The organism is Paraburkholderia sp. UYCP14C (assembly GCF_004197395.1).
Classification (GTDB): Bacteria; Pseudomonadota; Gammaproteobacteria; order Burkholderiales; family Burkholderiaceae; genus Paraburkholderia.
In genome coordinates, this window is the sequence record NZ_SELS01000044.1 from 33,642 (window position 1) to 50,769 (window position 17,128).

Here is a 17,128-nt window from a genome sequence, read left to right on the forward strand (position 1 = left end):
TTTCACCGGACCCGTCGAGGTCCATCCGGAGACATCATGTCCAACGCGCTCGCGAGCGCGCCGCTCGATGCGGCCGACTACATCAGAAGTCACATTCGCACGGTGCCCGACTGGCCGCAGCCGGGCGTGCAGTTCCGCGACATCACGCCGCTGTTGCAAGAGCCGAAGTCGCTGCGCGTACTGATCGACCTGTTCGTGCAGCGCTATATCGACGCGAAGCTCGACTACATCGCCGGGCTCGATGCGCGCGGCTTCATCTTCGGGCCGATCGTCGCGCACGAGTTGAGCATCGGCTTCATCCCGATTCGCAAGGCGGGCAAGCTGCCGTACAAGCGGATCTCGCAATCGTATGAACTGGAGTACGGCACCGCGACCGTCGAGATCCACGAGGATGCGTGCGAGCCGGGCGACCGCGTCGTGATCATCGACGACCTGATCGCGACCGGCGGCACGATGATGGCCGGCAAGATGCTGCTCGAGCGGCTCGGCGCGGTCGTCGTGGAAGGCGCGGCGATCGTCGATCTGCCGGAACTGGGCGGCTCGAAGCTGCTGGGCGAGGGCGGTCTTGCGCTCTATACCGTGACGAGTTTCGACGGTCATTGAGCCGGGCGGCCGTCACGGCGCGCACCGTGACGCGCGATCGAGTTTCCCGCCGTACAAGCCGCATGAGCCGCACGAGCCCCGTTGGTCGCGCAAGACCAACAAGGCTCGACGTGGCTGAACAACAGGGCTCACCAGCCGCCCAACCAGAAGGCCACCACGATGCCCAACTTCCTGCTGTTTCTCGCCACCTCGATCGCGATCACCGTGGCGCCCGGCCCCGACAACCTGCAGGTGCTCGCGCGCGGCATCTCGCAGGGCCGCGCGGCCGGCCTGGTCGCCGCGCTCGGCTTTGCCGCCGGCATCACGTTTCATACGACACTGGCGGCCCTCGGCGTGGCGGCGCTGCTGCGTTCGTCGCCGCTCGCGTTCGAAGCGATCAAGCTTGCGGGCGCCGCGTATCTGGTGTGGATCGGCATCAAGGCGTTGCGCAGCCAGGGCCTCGCGACCGCGCACGAGCGTGCGCCGCAGCCGTTGTCGACGGTGTTTCGTCAGAGCGTGCTCGGCAATCTGATGAATCCGAAGGTCACGCTGTTCTTCGTCGTGTTTCTGCCGCAGTTCGTGCAGCCGCTCGGCGCGCAGAGCGTGACCGTGCAGATGCTGGAACTCGGCGCGCTGTTCATGCTGCAGACCGTCGTGGTGTTTTCGCTGTTCGGGGTGTGCGCGGGCATCATCGGGGGCTGGCTCAGACGGCGGCCGCGCATGGGCCTGTGGCTCGATCGCGTGGCCGGCGCGACCTTCATCGCGATCGGGATTCGCGTCGCGTTGCGCGACTGACGCGCGTCAGGCAACACCCCCGCTTCTGCTTTGCCCTGGTCCGCCACGCCGGCGGACAGTTTGGAGTTTTCGATGACTTTGCCTTGCATCACCGCCGCGCGCCGCTTCGACGCGAACGCGCATCGGCCGTTTCTGATCGGCGCGGAACAGGTCGGCTGGATTCGCGAGCGCGACGTGGCGCTGCTCGCGCGCTGGCCCGAAGTGTTCCAGATCTCGAACGACGGCGTAACGCTCTCCGCCACGTTCGATACCGTCGATCTGCGCAGCGCGGCGCTCGCTTCCGTGATCGGCGCGCTCGCCGCCGATGGCTGCATCCCCGGCTGGCGCAACGAGACCTACGCGATCCGCAATGCGTTCGACGCGCCGCCGCTCGCGTATATCGAGCGCGCGGCGTCGCGCTTCTTCGGCACGATGACCTACGCGGTGCATCTGAACGGCGTCGTAGAATATGTCGATGGCGGAGCGCCCTCTGGCGGAGCGTCCCGTGGCGCGCCGCAATTGTGGATCGCGCGCCGCAGCGACACCAAGGCGACCGACCCCGGCATGCTCGACAATGTCGTCGCGGGCGGGATCGGCTGGGGCTTCGGCATCGCCGAGACGATCGTCAAGGAGTGCTGGGAAGAAGCAGGCATTCCGTCGGAGATTGCAGAGCGGGCGGTCGCGGGCCGCACCGCGCATGTGCTGCAATCGCTGCCGGAAGGCACGCAGGCCGAGCAGATTTTCATCTACGACCTCGCGCTGCCCGTCGACTTCGCGCCGCGCAACCAGGACGGCGAAGTGGGCGAACACCGGCTCGCGCGCATCGACGAAGTGGCGCGCTGGATCGAGGAGGGCGCGCTGACGGTCGATGCGAGCCTCGCGACGCTCGATTGTCTGCTGCGCCGCCGCTGGATCGACGAGGACGCGTGCGAGGGCATCGACGCGCTGTTCGCGCCGCCGGCGCTGGGCTAGTTTTTGCTCACGAGTCGGGCACAGCCAGTACGTACTGAAACAAACCACGCATTGAAGAAGGGAGTCACCGAGGTCATGTCGACCGATCACAGCTTTATCCTCAAACTGTCGTGCGCCGACCGGCCCGGCATCGTTCACGCCGTGTCGGGCTTTCTGTTCGAGCGGGGCAGCAATATTCTCGACTCCGCGCAGTTCGGCGACAGCCGCACCGGCGAGTTCTTCATGCGCGTGCATTTTCAGCAGGTGGGCGGCGATCCGGGGCTCGACGCGCTGCGCGCGTCGTTCGTGACTCTCGCCGAGCAGTTCGGCATGAGCTGGGAGTTGCACGACGCGAACGTGAAGCCGCGTGTCGTGATCATGGTGTCGAAGATCGGCCACTGCCTGAACGATCTGCTGTTCCGCTACCGCACCGGTCAGTTGAACATCGAGATCCCGGCGATCATCTCGAACCACAAGGAGTTCTACCAGCTCGCCGCGAGCTACGACATCCCGTTCCATCACTTCCCCCTGCTCGGCGGCACGCCCGAAGCAAAAACCGCGCAGGAAGCGCGCGTGCTCGAAGTGATCAACGAGCATCAGGCGGACCTCGTGGTGCTCGCGCGCTACATGCAGATTCTGTCGCCGAACCTGTGCGAGGCGCTCGCCGGCCGCGCGATCAACATCCATCACTCGTTCCTGCCGAGCTTCAAGGGCGCGAAACCGTACTACCAGGCGTTCGACCGCGGCGTGAAGCTGATCGGCGCGACCGCTCACTACGTGACGACCGATCTCGACGAAGGTCCGATCATCGAGCAGGAAGTCGAGCGCGTGGACCACAGCATGACGCCGGAGCAACTGACGGCGATCGGCCGCGACGTCGAGTGCGTAACGCTCGCGCGCGCGGTGAAGTGGCACGTCGAGCATCGCGTCGTGCTGAACGGCAGCAAGACGGTGGTGTTCCGCTAAACATTGCGCCGGTGAAACGGCGCCAGTAAAAACTGCGCCGGTCGAGGCCGGCGCAATCCTTTCCCCGCTTGCATTACGAGCGCGCTGCCGCGCCGCCCGTGCTTCTCGCGAGATTCGCGTTTTGCGCGGAACGGCGGCGCGCGTTCAGCTTCTTCAGCCAGATCAGCAGGCCCGTGACACTCAGCACGGTCACCGCGACGCCCACCAGACTGATCAGAATCCGCCCGCCAAGACCGAGGATGCGGCCCGAGTGCAGCGGGAATTGCACCTGCAGAAAGATGTCGCCGGCCGTGCCCCTACCGGGGATCTGTGCGGAGAGCCGTTTGCCGGTGGCGGCGTCCCAATACATCCACGGGTTGCCGAGACCGGTGTCGCCGTGGTCGTTGCCCGGCGTGTAGAAGCCGACGCCGTACGCGTGCATGAATTCGGCGTAGTAGAGCCCGCCCGGCGGCGCGGCGACATGCAACTCCTTGCCGGCCTGCCCGGCGAGTTCGACGATGCGCTCGCGGCTCAGCACCGGGTCGCCCGGTTGCGGCGCGCGCAGGATTTCGGGGTTGCTGAACGGATCGGGCGTCAGCGTCGACAGTCGTGACACGATCGGCCGCACCACCTGCGACGACAGATTCATCGATATCGACGTCAGCGCGACGATCGCCAGCAGGCCCCAGATCCATACGCCGCCGGAGCGGTGCAGGTCGAACGTCAGCGCATAGCCGCCGCGTTTCAGGCGGAACGCGAACGACTTGCGCCAGGCCTTCAGGCTCGGAAACGACAGACCCAGCGCAATCACGCTATCAAAGAGCCACACGATGCCGACGATCCCCATCAGCCACGTGCCGAGGTCGACACCGCCGGCAAACGGCAGCTGCAGCGTGTAGTGCAGCTTGTAGATGAACGGAATCAGGTTGAGCCGCGTGAGCGACACGGCGCCCCATTCGCGACGTCCCTGGATCGCGCCGGTGACGGGATCGACGGCGATCTGGTTGAAGTCGAGCGGGTAGGGCTGCTTCGTCGCCGGATCGGTGCGCGGCAGCACCATCATTTGCAGCGTGCGGCCCGGTTCGACCGCCAGCGGCAGATAGGTCACCCGAAGACGCGGATCGGCGGCTTCGACGCGATTCGCCAGTTCGAGGCCGGACAGCGTCGGGCCGGCCGTGCGAGCCTGATAAAAGGACGGGTTCAGTGCGGCGTCGAGTTCATGATCCCACGCGATGACCGCTCCGGTAAGGCCCGCGACGAACAGAAACAGTGCGGTCGCGACACCGAACCAGCGGTGCAGGCGGACAAGCTGGCGTCTCATGCGCGAGCTGGCATCGCGTAACAGGAACTCGAGCGGAAGCGCAGGCGGGAAATCAGGTGAAGCGTCACGATGCGGATTTTGTGTAAATAGGAATTGTTCGCATCTTAGGGGGTGGAGCCGTCGGCTGCAAGTCTTCTGTCAGCAAGAGGGAACGATGCGGTGTCGCGGAAAGCTCAAAAAAAACGGCACCGAAGTGCCGCTTTTGCTTTCCTGGCCCTTGTGGGCCGCAGGGCTTAAGTGCCAGTGAGCGCTAGTGAGTGCTGACTTTTGCTAGCCGACCCGGCCCAGCTACACCAACCGCAAATAAATCAGCTCCCGCTTCACATACGCATAAAAAATCGGCGCCGCGATGACCCCGGCGATACCAAACGCCGCTTCCATCACCAGCATCGCGATCAACAGCTCCCACGCGCGCGCCTCGATTTGTCCGCCGACGATCCGCGCGTTCAGGAAGTACTCGAGCTTGTGAATCAGGATCAGGAACACGAGCGACATGATCGCCGCCGGAAAGCTCACCGACAGCGCGACCGCGACGATGATCGTGTTCGAGATCAGATTGCCGATCACCGGCAGCAGACCGACGATGAACGTGACGAGCACCAGCGTCTTCGACAGCGGGAGCCGGTCGTGGAACGTCGGCAGGATCACGAGCAGGAAGATCGCCGTGAACGTCGCGTTGAGCGCGGAAATCTTCACCTGCGCGAACACGATGCGGCGAAACGCGTCGGCAAAACGCGTGACCCGCGTGACGAACGCGGTGGACAGCGGCAGCCGCTGGATATGCGTCTGCGCACCGACCGCGATGATCGCGCCGATGATCATGCCGAGCAGCACGTGGGTGAACGCGCGCGCCACGGTCGTGCCGCTTTGCTGCAGCATGTTCGCGTGCGTGTGCATCAGTTCCGCGGCCTTCGTCTTCATCTGCTCGGTGTCGACCGGCAGATAGTTCGCGACGAATTGCGGAATTCTGCCGCGCGCCTGGTCGATCAGCTGCATGGCCTGATCGAGCAGCGCCTGCACGCTCGGCACGTCGTTCTCGAAATGCGAGATGATGCCGAGCGTGAGCCCCGTCAGCGCGCCGACGATCACCGTCGACAGGATTACCACCGCGAGCCAGCGCGCCCGCTTGCTGGACATGTGCCGCTCGATGCGCGGCGCGATCATATGCACGAGCTGGAACACCAGCAGCCCGGCTAGCAGGCAGCCGAGCAGCTTCAGTTCGATGACCGCCCACATGCCGAACAGCATCACCACGTAGCTGCCGATTTCGACCGCCGACAGCTTCGGCAGACTCATGTCGCTGGTCAGCCTGACCGGGCGCGGGCGCAGGTCCTGCACCCGATCTTCTTCGCGCGCCTGATTACGCTTGGTCATGGCTTTTCCCGTCTCCAACCTCGATAGTGCAGCGTTACTTTGTGCTGGCGGCCCGTTTGAGCAGCGGCGCCAGATATTTGCCGGTAAAACTGGCCTTCGACTTCGCGATCTGCTCGGGCGTGCCCTGGGCGATGATCTGTCCGCCGCCGGCGCCGCCTTCGGGGCCGAGATCGATGACCCAGTCCGCAGTTTTGATTACATCGAGATTATGTTCGATGATCACGACGGTATTACCCTGGTCTCGTAACCGATGTATGACTTCCAGCAACTGCGCAATATCGTGAAAGTGCAGTCCGGTGGTCGGTTCGTCAAGGATGTATAGCGTGCGACCGGTATCACGCTTGCTCAGTTCCAGCGACAGTTTCACGCGCTGCGCCTCGCCGCCCGACAGCGTGGTGGCCGACTGACCCAGGCGAATATAGCCCAGACCCACGTCCAGCAGGGTTTTCAGCTTGCGCGCGACGACCGGCACGGCCTTGAAGAACTCGTACGCGTGCTCGACCGTCATGTCGAGCACTTCGCTGATGTTGCTGCCCTTGTACTGGATATCGAGCGTTTCGCGGTTGTAGCGCTTGCCGTGGCACACGTCGCACGGCACGTACACGTCGGGCAGGAAGTGCATTTCGACCTTCAGCACGCCGTCGCCCTGGCATGATTCGCAGCGTCCGCCCTTCACGTTGAACGAGAAGCGGCCCGGATCGTAGCCGCGCTCCTTGGCGGCGGGCACGCCCGCGAACAGCTCGCGGATCGGCGTGAAAAGGCCCGTATAAGTAGCCGGGTTCGAGCGCGGCGTGCGGCCGATCGGCGACTGGTCGACGTTGATCACCTTGTCGAAGTGCTCGAGACCCTCGATCGACTCGTACGGCGCCGGCTCCGTGGAGGAGCCGTACAGGTGATGCGCGACCGCCTGATACAGCGTGTCGTTGATCAGCGTCGACTTGCCCGAGCCGGACACGCCGGTCACGCAGGTCAGCAGACCCACCGGCAGATCGAGCGTCACGTGGTGCAGATTGTTGCCGTGCGCCTCGACGATGCGCAGGTGGCGCTCGTCGGGTTCCCTGCGCTCGTCGGGGTATTCGATCGTGCGCGCGCCGGACATGTATTGGCCCGTCAGCGACGCCGCGTTCTTCTGCACCTCTTTCGGCGTGCCCTCGGCGATCACCATGCCGCCGTGCTCGCCGGCGCCCGGACCCATGTCGACCACGTAGTCGGCCATGCGGATCATGTCCTCGTCGTGCTCGACGACGATCACCGAGTTGCCGAGATCGCGCAGATGCTTGAGCGTCGAGATCAGCCGGTCGTTGTCGCGCTGATGCAGCCCGATCGACGGTTCGTCGAGCACGTACATCACGCCGGTCAGCCCCGAGCCGATCTGGGAAGCGAGCCGAATGCGCTGCGCCTCGCCGCCCGAAAGCGTTTCCGCGCTGCGTTCGAGCGACAGGTAATCGAGCCCGACGTTGTTGAGGAACATCAGACGCGCGACGATTTCCTTGACGACCTTGTCGGCGATCTCGCGCTTCGAGCCTTCGAGGCGCAGTGTCTGGAAGTAGCCGAGCGCGTCGCGCAACGGCCAGCCGCTGATCTCGAAGATGCCGCGCGCGTCGCTGTCGGCGCCGATGCGCACGAAGCGCGCCTCGCGACGCAGCCGCGTGCCCGCGCACGCCGGGCACGGCTGGTTGTTCTGGTACTTGGCGAGCTCTTCGCGCACCGCGGACGAATCGGTTTCGCGGTAGCGCCGCTCCAGATTCGGGATGATCCCTTCGAACACGTGCTCGCGCACCGACGTACGGCCGCGCTCGTTGATGTACGAGAACGGAATTTCCTGCTTGCCCGAACCGTACAGCAGGATCTTGCGGACTTTCTCCGGCAGGTCTTCGACCGCGGTGTCGATGTCGAAGTCGTAGAACGCCGCGAGGCTCTGCAGCATCTGGAAGTAGAACTGGTTGCGCCGGTCCCAGCCCTTCACCGCCCCCGCCGCGAGCGACAGCGACGGATGCGCGACCACCCGCTTCGGATCGAAGAACGTGATCTGGCCAAGACCGTCGCATTCCGGGCACGCGCCCATCGGGTTGTTGAACGAGAACAGGCGCGGCTCGAGTTCCTGCAGCGAATACGAGCAGATCGGGCAGGCGAACTTCGAGCTGAACAGGTGCTCCTTGTCCGTATCCATTTCGAGCGCGATCGCGCGGCCGTCGGCGAGACGCAGCGCCGTTTCGAACGATTCGGCGAGGCGCTGCTTCATGTCGGGGCGCACGCGCAGACGATCGATCACGACGTCGATCGTGTGCTTGTCGTTTTTCTTCAGCTTCGGCAGCGACTCGACCTCGTAGATTTTCGCGGTGCCTTCGTTGGCGGTGCCGCCGCCCGAGCGCACGCGAAAGCGCACGAAGCCTTGCGCCTGCATGTCCTCGAACAGATCCGTGTGCTCGCCCTTGCGATCGCTGACGACGGGCGCGAGGATCATCACGCGCGTTTCTTCGGGCAGCGCGAGCGCCGCGTCGACCATCTGCGACACGCTTTGCGCTTCGAGCGGAATCTCGTGATCGGGGCAGTAGGGCGTGCCGACGCGCGCGAACAGCAGACGCAGATAATCGTGGATTTCGGTGACGGTGCCGACCGTCGAGCGCGGATTGTGCGAGGTCGCCTTCTGTTCGATCGAGATAGCCGGCGACAAACCTTCGATCAGGTCGACGTCGGGCTTTTCCATCAGCTGCAGGAACTGCCGCGCATACGCGGACAGACTTTCGACGTAGCGGCGCTGCCCTTCCGCATACAGCGTATCGAACGCCAGCGACGATTTGCCGGAGCCGGAAAGCCCCGTGATAACGACGAGCTTGTGACGCGGTAGGTCGAGATTGACGTTCTTCAGGTTGTGGGTGCGAGCCCCACGAATACGGATTTGTTCCACGGATCTATTCCATGAACTGCGGAAAGGGAAAGAGGCCAAACCTGCTACTATAACGACTTTTCCAGACCGCCGTTACGGCGTGCTGACAGCGGGAAAGAGGCGTAACTGGGGCCGTTTTCCGTGAGTACAAGATGCCGCGAGGGGCGAGCGTCAGCGGGGGCGGTAGGGCACGGGCTTTGCGCGTCTCGCCGGCGCGGACCTGCCGATATGCCGGCGCAAGCCGCCCGCCTGTTCGTCGTGCTCCACCATGCCGGCGGCCAAGGCTGTCCCCACGGCTCGCCGCCCGGTTCATTCAAACAACGCTTCGATGTCCAATCCGTCCGCCATCTCCACACGCATGAGCGCGCCTGAATTGCGCGCGACCGTGTCGCTTGCCGCCATCTTCGCGCTGCGCATGCTGGGTCTCTTCATGATCATGCCGGTGTTCTCGATCTACGCGAAGACCATTCCCGGCGGCGAAAACGTGCTGCTCGTCGGTATCGCGCTCGGCGCGTACGGCGTCACGCAGTCGATGCTCTACATCTTCTACGGCTGGATCTCCGACAAGGTCGGCCGCAAGCCGGTGATCGCAACGGGCCTGCTGATCTTCGCGATCGGCAGCTTCGTCGCGGCGGGCGCGCACGACATGACGTGGATCATCGTCGGCCGGGTGATTCAGGGGATGGGGGCGGTGTCGTCGGCGGTGATCGCGTTCATCGCCGATCTGACCTCGGAGGAACATCGCACCAAGGCGATGGCGATGGTCGGCGCCAGCATCGGCGTGTCGTTCGCGGTCGCGATCGTCGGCGCGCCGATCGTGTTCCACTGGCTCGGCATGAGCGGGCTTTTCACGCTGGTCGGCGTGTTCGCGATCCTCGCGATCGGCGTCGTGGTGTGGGTCGTGCCCGATGCGCCGAAGCCGGTGCACGTGCGCGCGCCGTTCGCCGAAGTGCTGCACAACGTCGAGCTGCTGCGCCTGAATTTCGGCGTGCTCGTGCTGCATGCGACGCAGACCGCGCTGTTCCTCGTCGTGCCGCGCATTCTCGAAGCGGGCGGCCTGCCGGTCGCTTCGCACTGGAAGGTGTATCTGCCGGTGATGGGGCTGTCGTTCGTGATGATGGTGCCGGCGATCATCGCCGCCGAGAAGCGCGGCAAGATGAAGATCGTGCTGCTGTCGGCGATCGCTCTTATCCTGATCGGTCAGTTGTTATTGGGCGTTGCTCCGCATACGATTCTGACTGTGGCGGCGATCCTGTTCGTGTACTTTCTCGGCTTCAATATTCTCGAAGCCTCGCAGCCTTCGCTGGTGTCGAAGCTGGCGCCGGGCACCCGCAAAGGGGCCGCGGCCGGCGTGTACAACACCACGCAGTCCATCGGTCTTGCACTGGGCGGGGTGGTCGGCGGCTGGCTGCTGAAGGTGGACGGCCCGAGCGCGGTTTTCTTCGCCTGCTCCGGGCTGGTATTTTGCTGGCTTATAATCGCCGCCAAGATGAAACAGCCGCCGCGCAAGGCATAACACAGCGTACTCGGGGCGCGGCCCCGAATCATCCAGAACTCACCCGGCGGCGGGCAGAGACGCTCTTCTGGTCTCCGGCCTGCCGGTCGTGAGACGCGAACCGCGTAGTGCCGCGCCGCCCGCAACAGGAATCAACAGGAGAAACACATGGCATCCGTGAACAAGGTCATTCTGGTCGGCAACCTCGGCGCCGATCCGGAAGTCCGCTATCTTCCGAGCGGCGACGCAGTGGCGAACATCCGCCTCGCGACGACGGACCGCTACAAGGACAAGGCGTCGGGCGAGATGAAGGAAGCCACCGAGTGGCACCGCGTCTCGTTCTTCGGCCGCCTCGCGGAAATCGTGTCGGAATATCTGAAGAAGGGCTCGTCGGTGTACATCGAAGGGCGCATTCGCACGCGCAAGTGGCAGGCGCAGGATGGCACCGATCGTTACTCGACCGAGATCGTCGCGGAGCAGATGCAGATGCTCGGCGGCCGTGGCGGCGCATCGATGGGTGGCGGCGATGACGGCGGTTATAGTCGTGGCGAGCCGTCGGAGCGTAGCGGCGGCGGTGGCGGTCGCGCGATGTCGTCGGGCGGCGGCTCGCGTGGCGGTAGCGGCGGTGGCGGTGGCGGTGGCGGCGCGAGCCGTCCGAGCGCGCCGGCTGGCGGCGGCTTCGACGAGATGGACGACGATATTCCGTTTTGACCGTTCCGGCGCGATGCCGACTCCACCAGCGTCGCGCTGATCGACACAACAAGAAAGGCCCGCTTTCTGTCAGGAAAGCGGGCCTTTCTGTTTCCAGGCATTTTTTACGTCACACGCGCGGACGCGAGCATTGCCTCGAAACTCACCGCCTCAAATGCTCCAACGTATCCCGCAACGGCAGACTGGAAACCACGATCGGCCCGGTGAACGGCGTATCCAGATCGACGATCACATAAACCGCCGAAGCAATCGATACCGCCCCCAGCATGATGGTCACCAGCGCCAACGCATTACGCGGCGCGATCAACCCGAAGCTCATGAAAATTACGCCTAGCCAGAACGACAGCGTTTTGAAGAACGGCTGCGAAATCGAGCCGTGCGCTTCCTCGATGATTTTCCAGCGCGCGTCGACGACGCGCCGGTATTGCATCAACGCGTCATCGAGCGCGCGTTGCTGCAACGCATCCTGCGTGTGCAGTTGTCGCAATTGCCGTCCCACCGTGGTCAGCATGTCGCCCAGACGCACGTCTTCGAGTTGCTGCGAATTGGGCGGCGGCTCAGGGGTGCGCGGATAGTCGCCGCTCGGCGCGGGTTCCTGTGGCCACGTCGACGCGATCGCCGCCGCCGTGTACTGGCGCAACAGACGCCGCGATCCGTCGGCCGCGCTGCCGAGCTCGCGCAGCGTCGTGTCGAACTCGATCAGCTCGGCCGCATAGGTGCGCACATCGTTCGACACGGTATCGAAGCTCGTCTTCGCCGACGCCGTCAACAAACCCAGCACCAGCGCGGCGAATGTCACCAGCATGCCGATCACGAGCTGCACGAGCTGTACGGTCTCGTGCGCCTTGTGTTCCTCCGGCAAGAGCGGCCGCACCCCGACGCCGAGGCCGGTGGCGATCAGCAGCAGCGCGAACACGAGTACGGCCGAACCGATTTCCGACATGGGCGCGCTCCGGGCAGGAAGGGCTTCGACAGAAGAGCTGCAGCAAACGGGGCTTCGAGACTCCATTGATGTAACGCAAGCCGGGCCAGCGATCAACCATAAAGTTTTCGGCCGATACGCCGTTGTCCCGAATGTGCTGTTTGCTTAATTTTCAGTCATGTTGCGGACCGGGCCGAACGGCGTGGGCGCAGCCTGCGTGGCCGTGAAGATATCGTGAACGATACGGAACCATCGGCCGGGCAGCCCAAGGAGACCAGTCCGATGTTGAAAAAGCTGTCGATTCGCACCAGCCTCACCTTGATCATCGTGTTCTTCGGCATCGCGCTGCTGCTCGGCGCGGCCGCGGGATTGTTGTCGCTGCGCTCGTCCAACGCGTCGCTGCAACAAATGTACACGGTCGACACACCCGCCGTCGCCGACCTCGAAGGCAGCTCCGGCCAGTTGCTGCGTCTGCGTCTGGCGCTCGCGACCTACGCGTCGCTCGTCGCGCTGAACGATCAGGACGGCGCGAACGCCGTGCTGCAGCGCTTCGATCAGTACCGCAAAGCCTCCGACGAGCGACTCGCCCACTATTTGAGCCATGCGGGTACGGATGCCGGCGAGCAGCGCCTGATCGCCGACATGCAGAAGAAGCGCGACGCGTTCCTGCACGACGGCGTCGAGCCGACGCTCGCCGCGCTCAAGTCGAGCGACGCCAACGCGTTCCAGCAATTGCAGGCGCATAAGCTGCCGTCGTTGTACAGCGCGTACGAGAAGGCCATGCTCGCGCTCGAGCAGTTGCAGCTCGATCACGGCGCGCAGCGCTATCAGGATGCACAGGACCTGTTCTACGCGATCAGCATGGCAGTGGCGATCGGCATTGCGCTGTCGCTGGTCGGCGGCTTGCTCGCCCGCTTCGTGCTCGTGCGCGCGATCGTCACGCCGGTCGATGCGACGATCGCGCAATTCCAGCGCATCGCCAACGGCGACCTGAGCGGCCGCATCGAGGTGCGGGGCGGCAACGAAATGGGCCGCCTCGCGGCCGCGCTGCGCAAGATGCAGGAGTCGCTGATCGCGACCGTCAACGCGGTGCGTCAAGGCACCGAATCGATCGATACCGGCGTCAGCGAGATCGCGGCCGGCAACGCCGATCTGTCGCAGCGCACCGAGGAGCAGGCCGCGGCGCTCGAGGAAACGGCCGCGAGCATCGAAGAGCTGACCTCGACGGTCAAGCAGACGGCCGACAACGCGAAGCAGGCGAGCTCGCTCGCGCAGGGCGCCTCGACGCTGGCCGCGCAGGGCGGCGAGCTGACCGAGCAGGTGGTCGGCACGATGCACGGCATCGTCGACGATTCGCGGCGGATTGCCGATATCGTCGGCGTGATCGAGGGGATCGCGTTCCAGACCAACATTCTCGCGCTCAACGCCGCGGTCGAGGCGGCGCGCGCCGGCGAGCAGGGACGCGGCTTCGCGGTCGTCGCGAGCGAAGTGCGCTCGCTCGCGCAGCGCAGCGCGGCGGCGGCCAAGGAGATCAAGGGCTTGATCGACGCGTCGACCGCCCGGGTGGAGCAGGGCTCGCAGCTCGTCGAACGCTCGGGCACGACGATGAACGACATCGTCAGCGCGATCGCGCGGGTCAGTTCGATCATGAACGAGATCGCGGCGGCGGCGCACGAACAGAGCAACGGTATCGATCAGGTCAATCTCGCTGTCGGTCAGATGGACGAAGTCACGCAGCAGAACGCGGCGCTCGTCGAGCAGGCGGCCGCGGCGGCGAGTTCGCTGGAAGATCAGGCGCGGCGCCTGTCGACGGCGGTAGCGGTGTTCCGCACTGGCAGCGAGTCGCGCGGCGATGCTTCGGCGGCCGGTGCGAAGCGGGCCGGTGATGCTGGCGCGCGGAGAGTGGATAACGGGTTGGTCGCGGCGTGTGGTGAGCCGTTGCTGACGAGTTTGTCGCGGCGTGTGGTGAGCCGTTGCGAACGAGTTGGTAGCAGCTTGAGGTGAGCCGTGCGAACGGATTCGTCGCAGCGTGAAGTGAGCCGTTGCTGACGAGTTGATCGCGGCGTGCGGTGAACCGTTGCTGACGACTTGGCCGCGACGTGATACGACCAATGGCTAACGAATTGGTCGCGGCGTGACGCGCGCCGCGTCCGCCGCGCCACCCCTCACCGTCCTACTACTGCATCGCCGCGTAATACCTCGCCACGGCATCGATTTCCTCGGGCGTCATCTGCCGCGCGACATTGCGCATCTGCTCGTTGATGTCGTTGTGCCGTTCGCCCGAAGCAAATGCGTGCAACTGCGCGGCCACATAGGCCGCCGACAGTCCGCCGAGCCACGGCGCCGCGCCCTTGCGATCGAGTTGGCCATGACACGCGGCGCACGGTGCGATATTGCGTTGCGGGTCGCCCTGCATCACGAGCCTGGTTGCGGTTGCATCCGGTCCTTCGCCGGCCCGGGCTTTCTCGACCGCAGGGGCGGGCGGCAGCGACGCGTAGTACACCGCCAGATCGTGCAGGTCCTGGTCGCTGCGTCCCGCGATGATCTCCTGCATGACCGCGTTTTGCCGCTGGCCGCTCTGGAAGTCGCGCAATTCCTTGTAGATCACGTCGGCGTACTGCCCGGCGAGCGAGGGCGCGGTGACCGGCGCGGGCGCGACGACGTTATGGCACATCGAGCAGTGCTGCGTCGCGAGCGTCGCGCCGCGGCCGATCGAATCCGCCATCGGGTGAGTCGTGCCCGAAGGCGGCAACACGACGACGTTGCTTGGCACCTTGCTGGTGTCGTTGCCGCCGTACCAGCTCGACGGCACGCCAGCGGCGCCGCAAATCCTCGCCCACAGGCTGAGATCGCCGAATGCGGTGCTCCGCGCCGGCAGCCACACGAAGCCGATCAGGATCGCGACGATCGCGATCGCAATCGTGCTGCCGACGCTCCACACGAACCACGGATTGCGCAGGGTGAACAGCCGTTCTTCGTTCATCGCGGCGCTCCGATGACGACCGCCGGCACCGAAGTCTGCGGCAGTCTGAGCAACTGGACGATCGGCACGCTGTAGTTGACGACCGTGAGCCCGATCATCAGCGCGACCCACAGGCCGAAGCTGTTGAGCGCGACGGGCACGCGCTCGACCGGTTGCGCGGCGCTCGCGAACTGGAACGTCTGCTGCTCTTCGACGGGTCCGAATTGCGACTTCGCGAGGATATAGACGAACAGCAGGCCGGACACCAGCAGGATCAGCCCGCCGATCGCCGACACGCCGACCCAGAATCCCTGCCCCTGCACGCCGGCCATCGCGTAGTCGTAGTAGGCCATGCGGCGCGGCGCGCCGAGCAGGCCGACCCAATGCCACGGGATCGTGACCACCATCATGCCGATGAACCACAGCCACAACTGAGTGCGCACCAGCTTCGCCGAAATGATCGCGCGGCCGGTCAGCTGCGGCCACAGTTCGTACGCGATCGCGAAGTACATGATGACGATCGCGCCGCCGAAAATCAGGTGGAAGTGGCCGGTCACCCACTGCGTGTTGTGCACGGTCGCGTTCATCTGGTAGCTCATGTTGATGAGCCCGCCCGCGCCGCCGAAGCCGAGCATCACGAACGAGAACGCGAGCACCAGCATCATCGGATTGCTCCACGGCAGCGCGGTGAGCCAGCCGAGCGCGCCCTTGCCGCCGCGCAGCCGGCCGGCGATTTCCACCGACGCGCAGATCGTGAACACGGTTAGCAGCGTCGGCACCGACACCATGCCGGTGAACACCGCGTGCACGAACTTGAAGCCCGCGCCGACCTGCGGATCGACGAACAGGTGATGGATGCCGATCGGCATCGCGAACACGAGGAACAGGATGAACGACACGCGCGCCATCGAATCGCTGTAGAGCCGTCCGCCGATCGCGCGCGGCACCAGCGTGTAGTACGCGATGTAAGCCGGAATCAGCCAGAAGTAGACGATCGCGTGCAGCGTCCACGAGAACAGCACGCGCGCTAGACCGGCGTCGATCGTGTGGGCGAGGGCGAGCGCGACCGGCAGGATCTGGAACAGGATCTCGAGCGCCGCGCCGACCGCGGTCCACGCCCACAGGTAGGCGCCCGCGACGTTGGCGAACATCGCGAGCGGCACGGGCTTGCCGGGATTCGCGCGCTTCCAGATGCGCAGGTTCACGTGCATCAGCGCGACCCAGATCCACGAGCCGACCACCACGAGCACGACGCCGAGGTAGTAGAACGGACTGCCGATCATCGGCGGATAGAACGTGAACAGCACCGAGGCTCTGCCGAGCGCGACCGGCACCATCGCCATCACCGCGCCGACCAGCAGCATGATCAAAGCGGCCCACGCCCATTTGAGTCCGACTAGGCGCTGCGCGAGCGCGAGTTCGACGATCGCGTAGCCGAAGCCCATCGCGACCAGCGTCGGCAACACGTAGGCCATCACGGTGCCGTGTGCGGTCACCGACCGATAGTACAGCTCAGGATCGCCGATCCACGGCATCAGGGGGCTGCGCACCAGCATCTGCCACGCGCCGAGGCATAGCGCGACTGCGAAAGCGATGAAGGCGAGCCAGAAATGCGCGAGTACGAGTCGCTTAGCGTGGAACACAGCTCAGTCTCCGTGATTGTCGTGCCTGCTCGAAGAAGGCGGCTTTGTCGATCACCTTCACGTGCGCCCACATGGTCTGATGGCCGAAGCCGCAGAATTCGTGGCACGGCATCGTGTGATCGGCGGGGTGGTCGAACTGCGTGTTCAGCGTCGCGACGTAGCCGGGGACGACCATCGTGTTGATGTTGGTATCGGTGACGAGCAAGCCGTGCACGACGTCGGCACTCGTGGTGCGGATCGTGATCGGCGTATCGGCGGGCACCAGCAGACATTGCGGCGTGAACGAGTACTGCTGCGCGATGAAGCGCACGATCACCGAGCCGTCCGGCTGCACCGCGGTGCCGAGATTGTCCTCGGCGAATTCGCCGGACAGCTGCAGGCGCGAGGGATCGATCGTCTCGACGCGCGAAGGCGGCATCCAGGCCCAATGCACGCCCTGGTACACGATCGCGGCGAGCATTATCGCGATCAGCGCGACCGCGAAGACGGCCCAGCGCCGCTCGGCGCGCAATGCGACCTCGTGGCCGCTACCGGGTTGATGAGAAGAGTCGGTCGACATGG

General features: G+C 64.9%; 14 protein-coding genes. 7 read left to right on the forward strand and 7 right to left on the reverse strand.

What is annotated here, in order from left to right; all coding sequences use genetic code 11:
* Positions 1–36 precede the first annotated feature (36 nt).
* The 4 genes from EVC45_RS30795 (at position 37) to purU (ending at position 3,273) form a co-directional block, all read left to right on the forward strand.
* The gene (locus EVC45_RS30795) at positions 37–603 is read left to right on the forward strand and encodes an adenine phosphoribosyltransferase (RefSeq protein WP_129961943.1); all 567 of its coding nucleotides are present in this window, start codon (positions 37–39) and stop codon (positions 601–603) included.
* 159 nt (positions 604–762) lie between these two features.
* Positions 763–1,377, forward strand: coding sequence for a LysE family translocator (locus tag EVC45_RS30800; RefSeq protein ID WP_129961978.1), 615 nt, complete (start codon positions 763–765; stop codon positions 1,375–1,377).
* 72 nt (positions 1,378–1,449) lie between these two features.
* Positions 1,450–2,328, forward strand: a complete 879-nt coding sequence (locus tag EVC45_RS30805) for a DUF4743 domain-containing protein (RefSeq protein ID WP_129961944.1) — start codon at positions 1,450–1,452, stop codon at positions 2,326–2,328.
* Between the two features lie 75 nt (positions 2,329–2,403).
* Entirely contained in the window at positions 2,404–3,273 is an 870-nt protein-coding gene (gene purU, locus EVC45_RS30810) for a formyltetrahydrofolate deformylase (protein WP_129961945.1), read from the forward strand.
* A 73-nt stretch (positions 3,274–3,346) separates the two neighbouring features.
* Here the strand turns inward: purU and EVC45_RS30815 are convergent, their stop codons facing one another.
* The 3 genes from EVC45_RS30815 to uvrA form a co-directional block, all read right to left on the reverse strand.
* On the reverse strand, positions 3,347–4,573 hold the full coding sequence (locus tag EVC45_RS30815) for a PepSY domain-containing protein (RefSeq protein ID WP_129961946.1): 1,227 nt from the start codon (positions 4,571–4,573) through the stop codon (positions 3,347–3,349).
* 288 nt (positions 4,574–4,861) lie between these two features.
* Positions 4,862–5,947, reverse strand: a complete 1,086-nt coding sequence (locus tag EVC45_RS30820) for an AI-2E family transporter (RefSeq protein ID WP_129961947.1) — start codon at positions 5,945–5,947, stop codon at positions 4,862–4,864.
* Between the two features lie 34 nt (positions 5,948–5,981).
* Positions 5,982–8,855, reverse strand: a complete 2,874-nt coding sequence (gene uvrA / locus EVC45_RS30825) for an excinuclease ABC subunit UvrA (protein ID WP_129961948.1) — start codon at positions 8,853–8,855, stop codon at positions 5,982–5,984.
* Positions 8,856–9,162: 307 nt separating this feature from the next.
* Between uvrA and EVC45_RS30830 the strand changes: the two genes are divergently transcribed.
* Entirely contained in the window at positions 9,163–10,350 is a 1,188-nt protein-coding gene (locus tag EVC45_RS30830; RefSeq protein ID WP_129961949.1) for an MFS transporter, read from the forward strand.
* A gap of 147 nt (positions 10,351–10,497) precedes the next feature.
* Positions 10,498–11,040: a single-stranded DNA-binding protein gene (locus EVC45_RS30835; RefSeq protein WP_129961950.1), complete on the forward strand. Its 543-nt coding sequence runs from the start codon at positions 10,498–10,500 to the stop codon at positions 11,038–11,040.
* Between the two features lie 142 nt (positions 11,041–11,182).
* Here EVC45_RS30835 and EVC45_RS30840 read toward each other — a convergent pair whose 3' ends face one another.
* Positions 11,183–11,983, reverse strand: a complete 801-nt coding sequence (locus EVC45_RS30840; protein ID WP_129961951.1) for a DUF4239 domain-containing protein — start codon at positions 11,981–11,983, stop codon at positions 11,183–11,185.
* 261 nt (positions 11,984–12,244) lie between these two features.
* Here EVC45_RS30840 and EVC45_RS30845 point away from each other — a divergent pair, with 261 nt between their 5' ends.
* On the forward strand, positions 12,245–13,966 hold the full coding sequence (locus EVC45_RS30845) for a methyl-accepting chemotaxis protein (RefSeq protein ID WP_306770806.1): 1,722 nt from the start codon (positions 12,245–12,247) through the stop codon (positions 13,964–13,966).
* Positions 13,967–14,138: 172 nt separating this feature from the next.
* Here the strand turns inward: EVC45_RS30845 and EVC45_RS30850 are convergent, their stop codons facing one another.
* The 3 genes from EVC45_RS30850 to EVC45_RS30860 are packed head-to-tail and all read right to left on the reverse strand — an operon-like array spanning position 14,139 to position 17,126.
* Complete coding sequence (locus EVC45_RS30850) at positions 14,139–14,945, reverse strand: c-type cytochrome (protein WP_129961952.1); 807 nt, start codon at positions 14,943–14,945, stop codon at positions 14,139–14,141.
* Positions 14,942–16,567, reverse strand: coding sequence for a b(o/a)3-type cytochrome-c oxidase subunit 1 (locus tag EVC45_RS30855; RefSeq protein ID WP_129961953.1), 1,626 nt, complete (start codon positions 16,565–16,567; stop codon positions 14,942–14,944). The genes EVC45_RS30850 and EVC45_RS30855 overlap by 4 nt, the downstream gene beginning before the upstream one ends.
* Positions 16,554–17,126, reverse strand: a complete 573-nt coding sequence (locus EVC45_RS30860) for a cytochrome C oxidase subunit II (RefSeq protein ID WP_129961954.1) — start codon at positions 17,124–17,126, stop codon at positions 16,554–16,556. Before EVC45_RS30860 ends, EVC45_RS30855 begins: the two co-directional genes overlap by 14 nt.
* Positions 17,127–17,128: the final 2 nt, after the last annotated feature.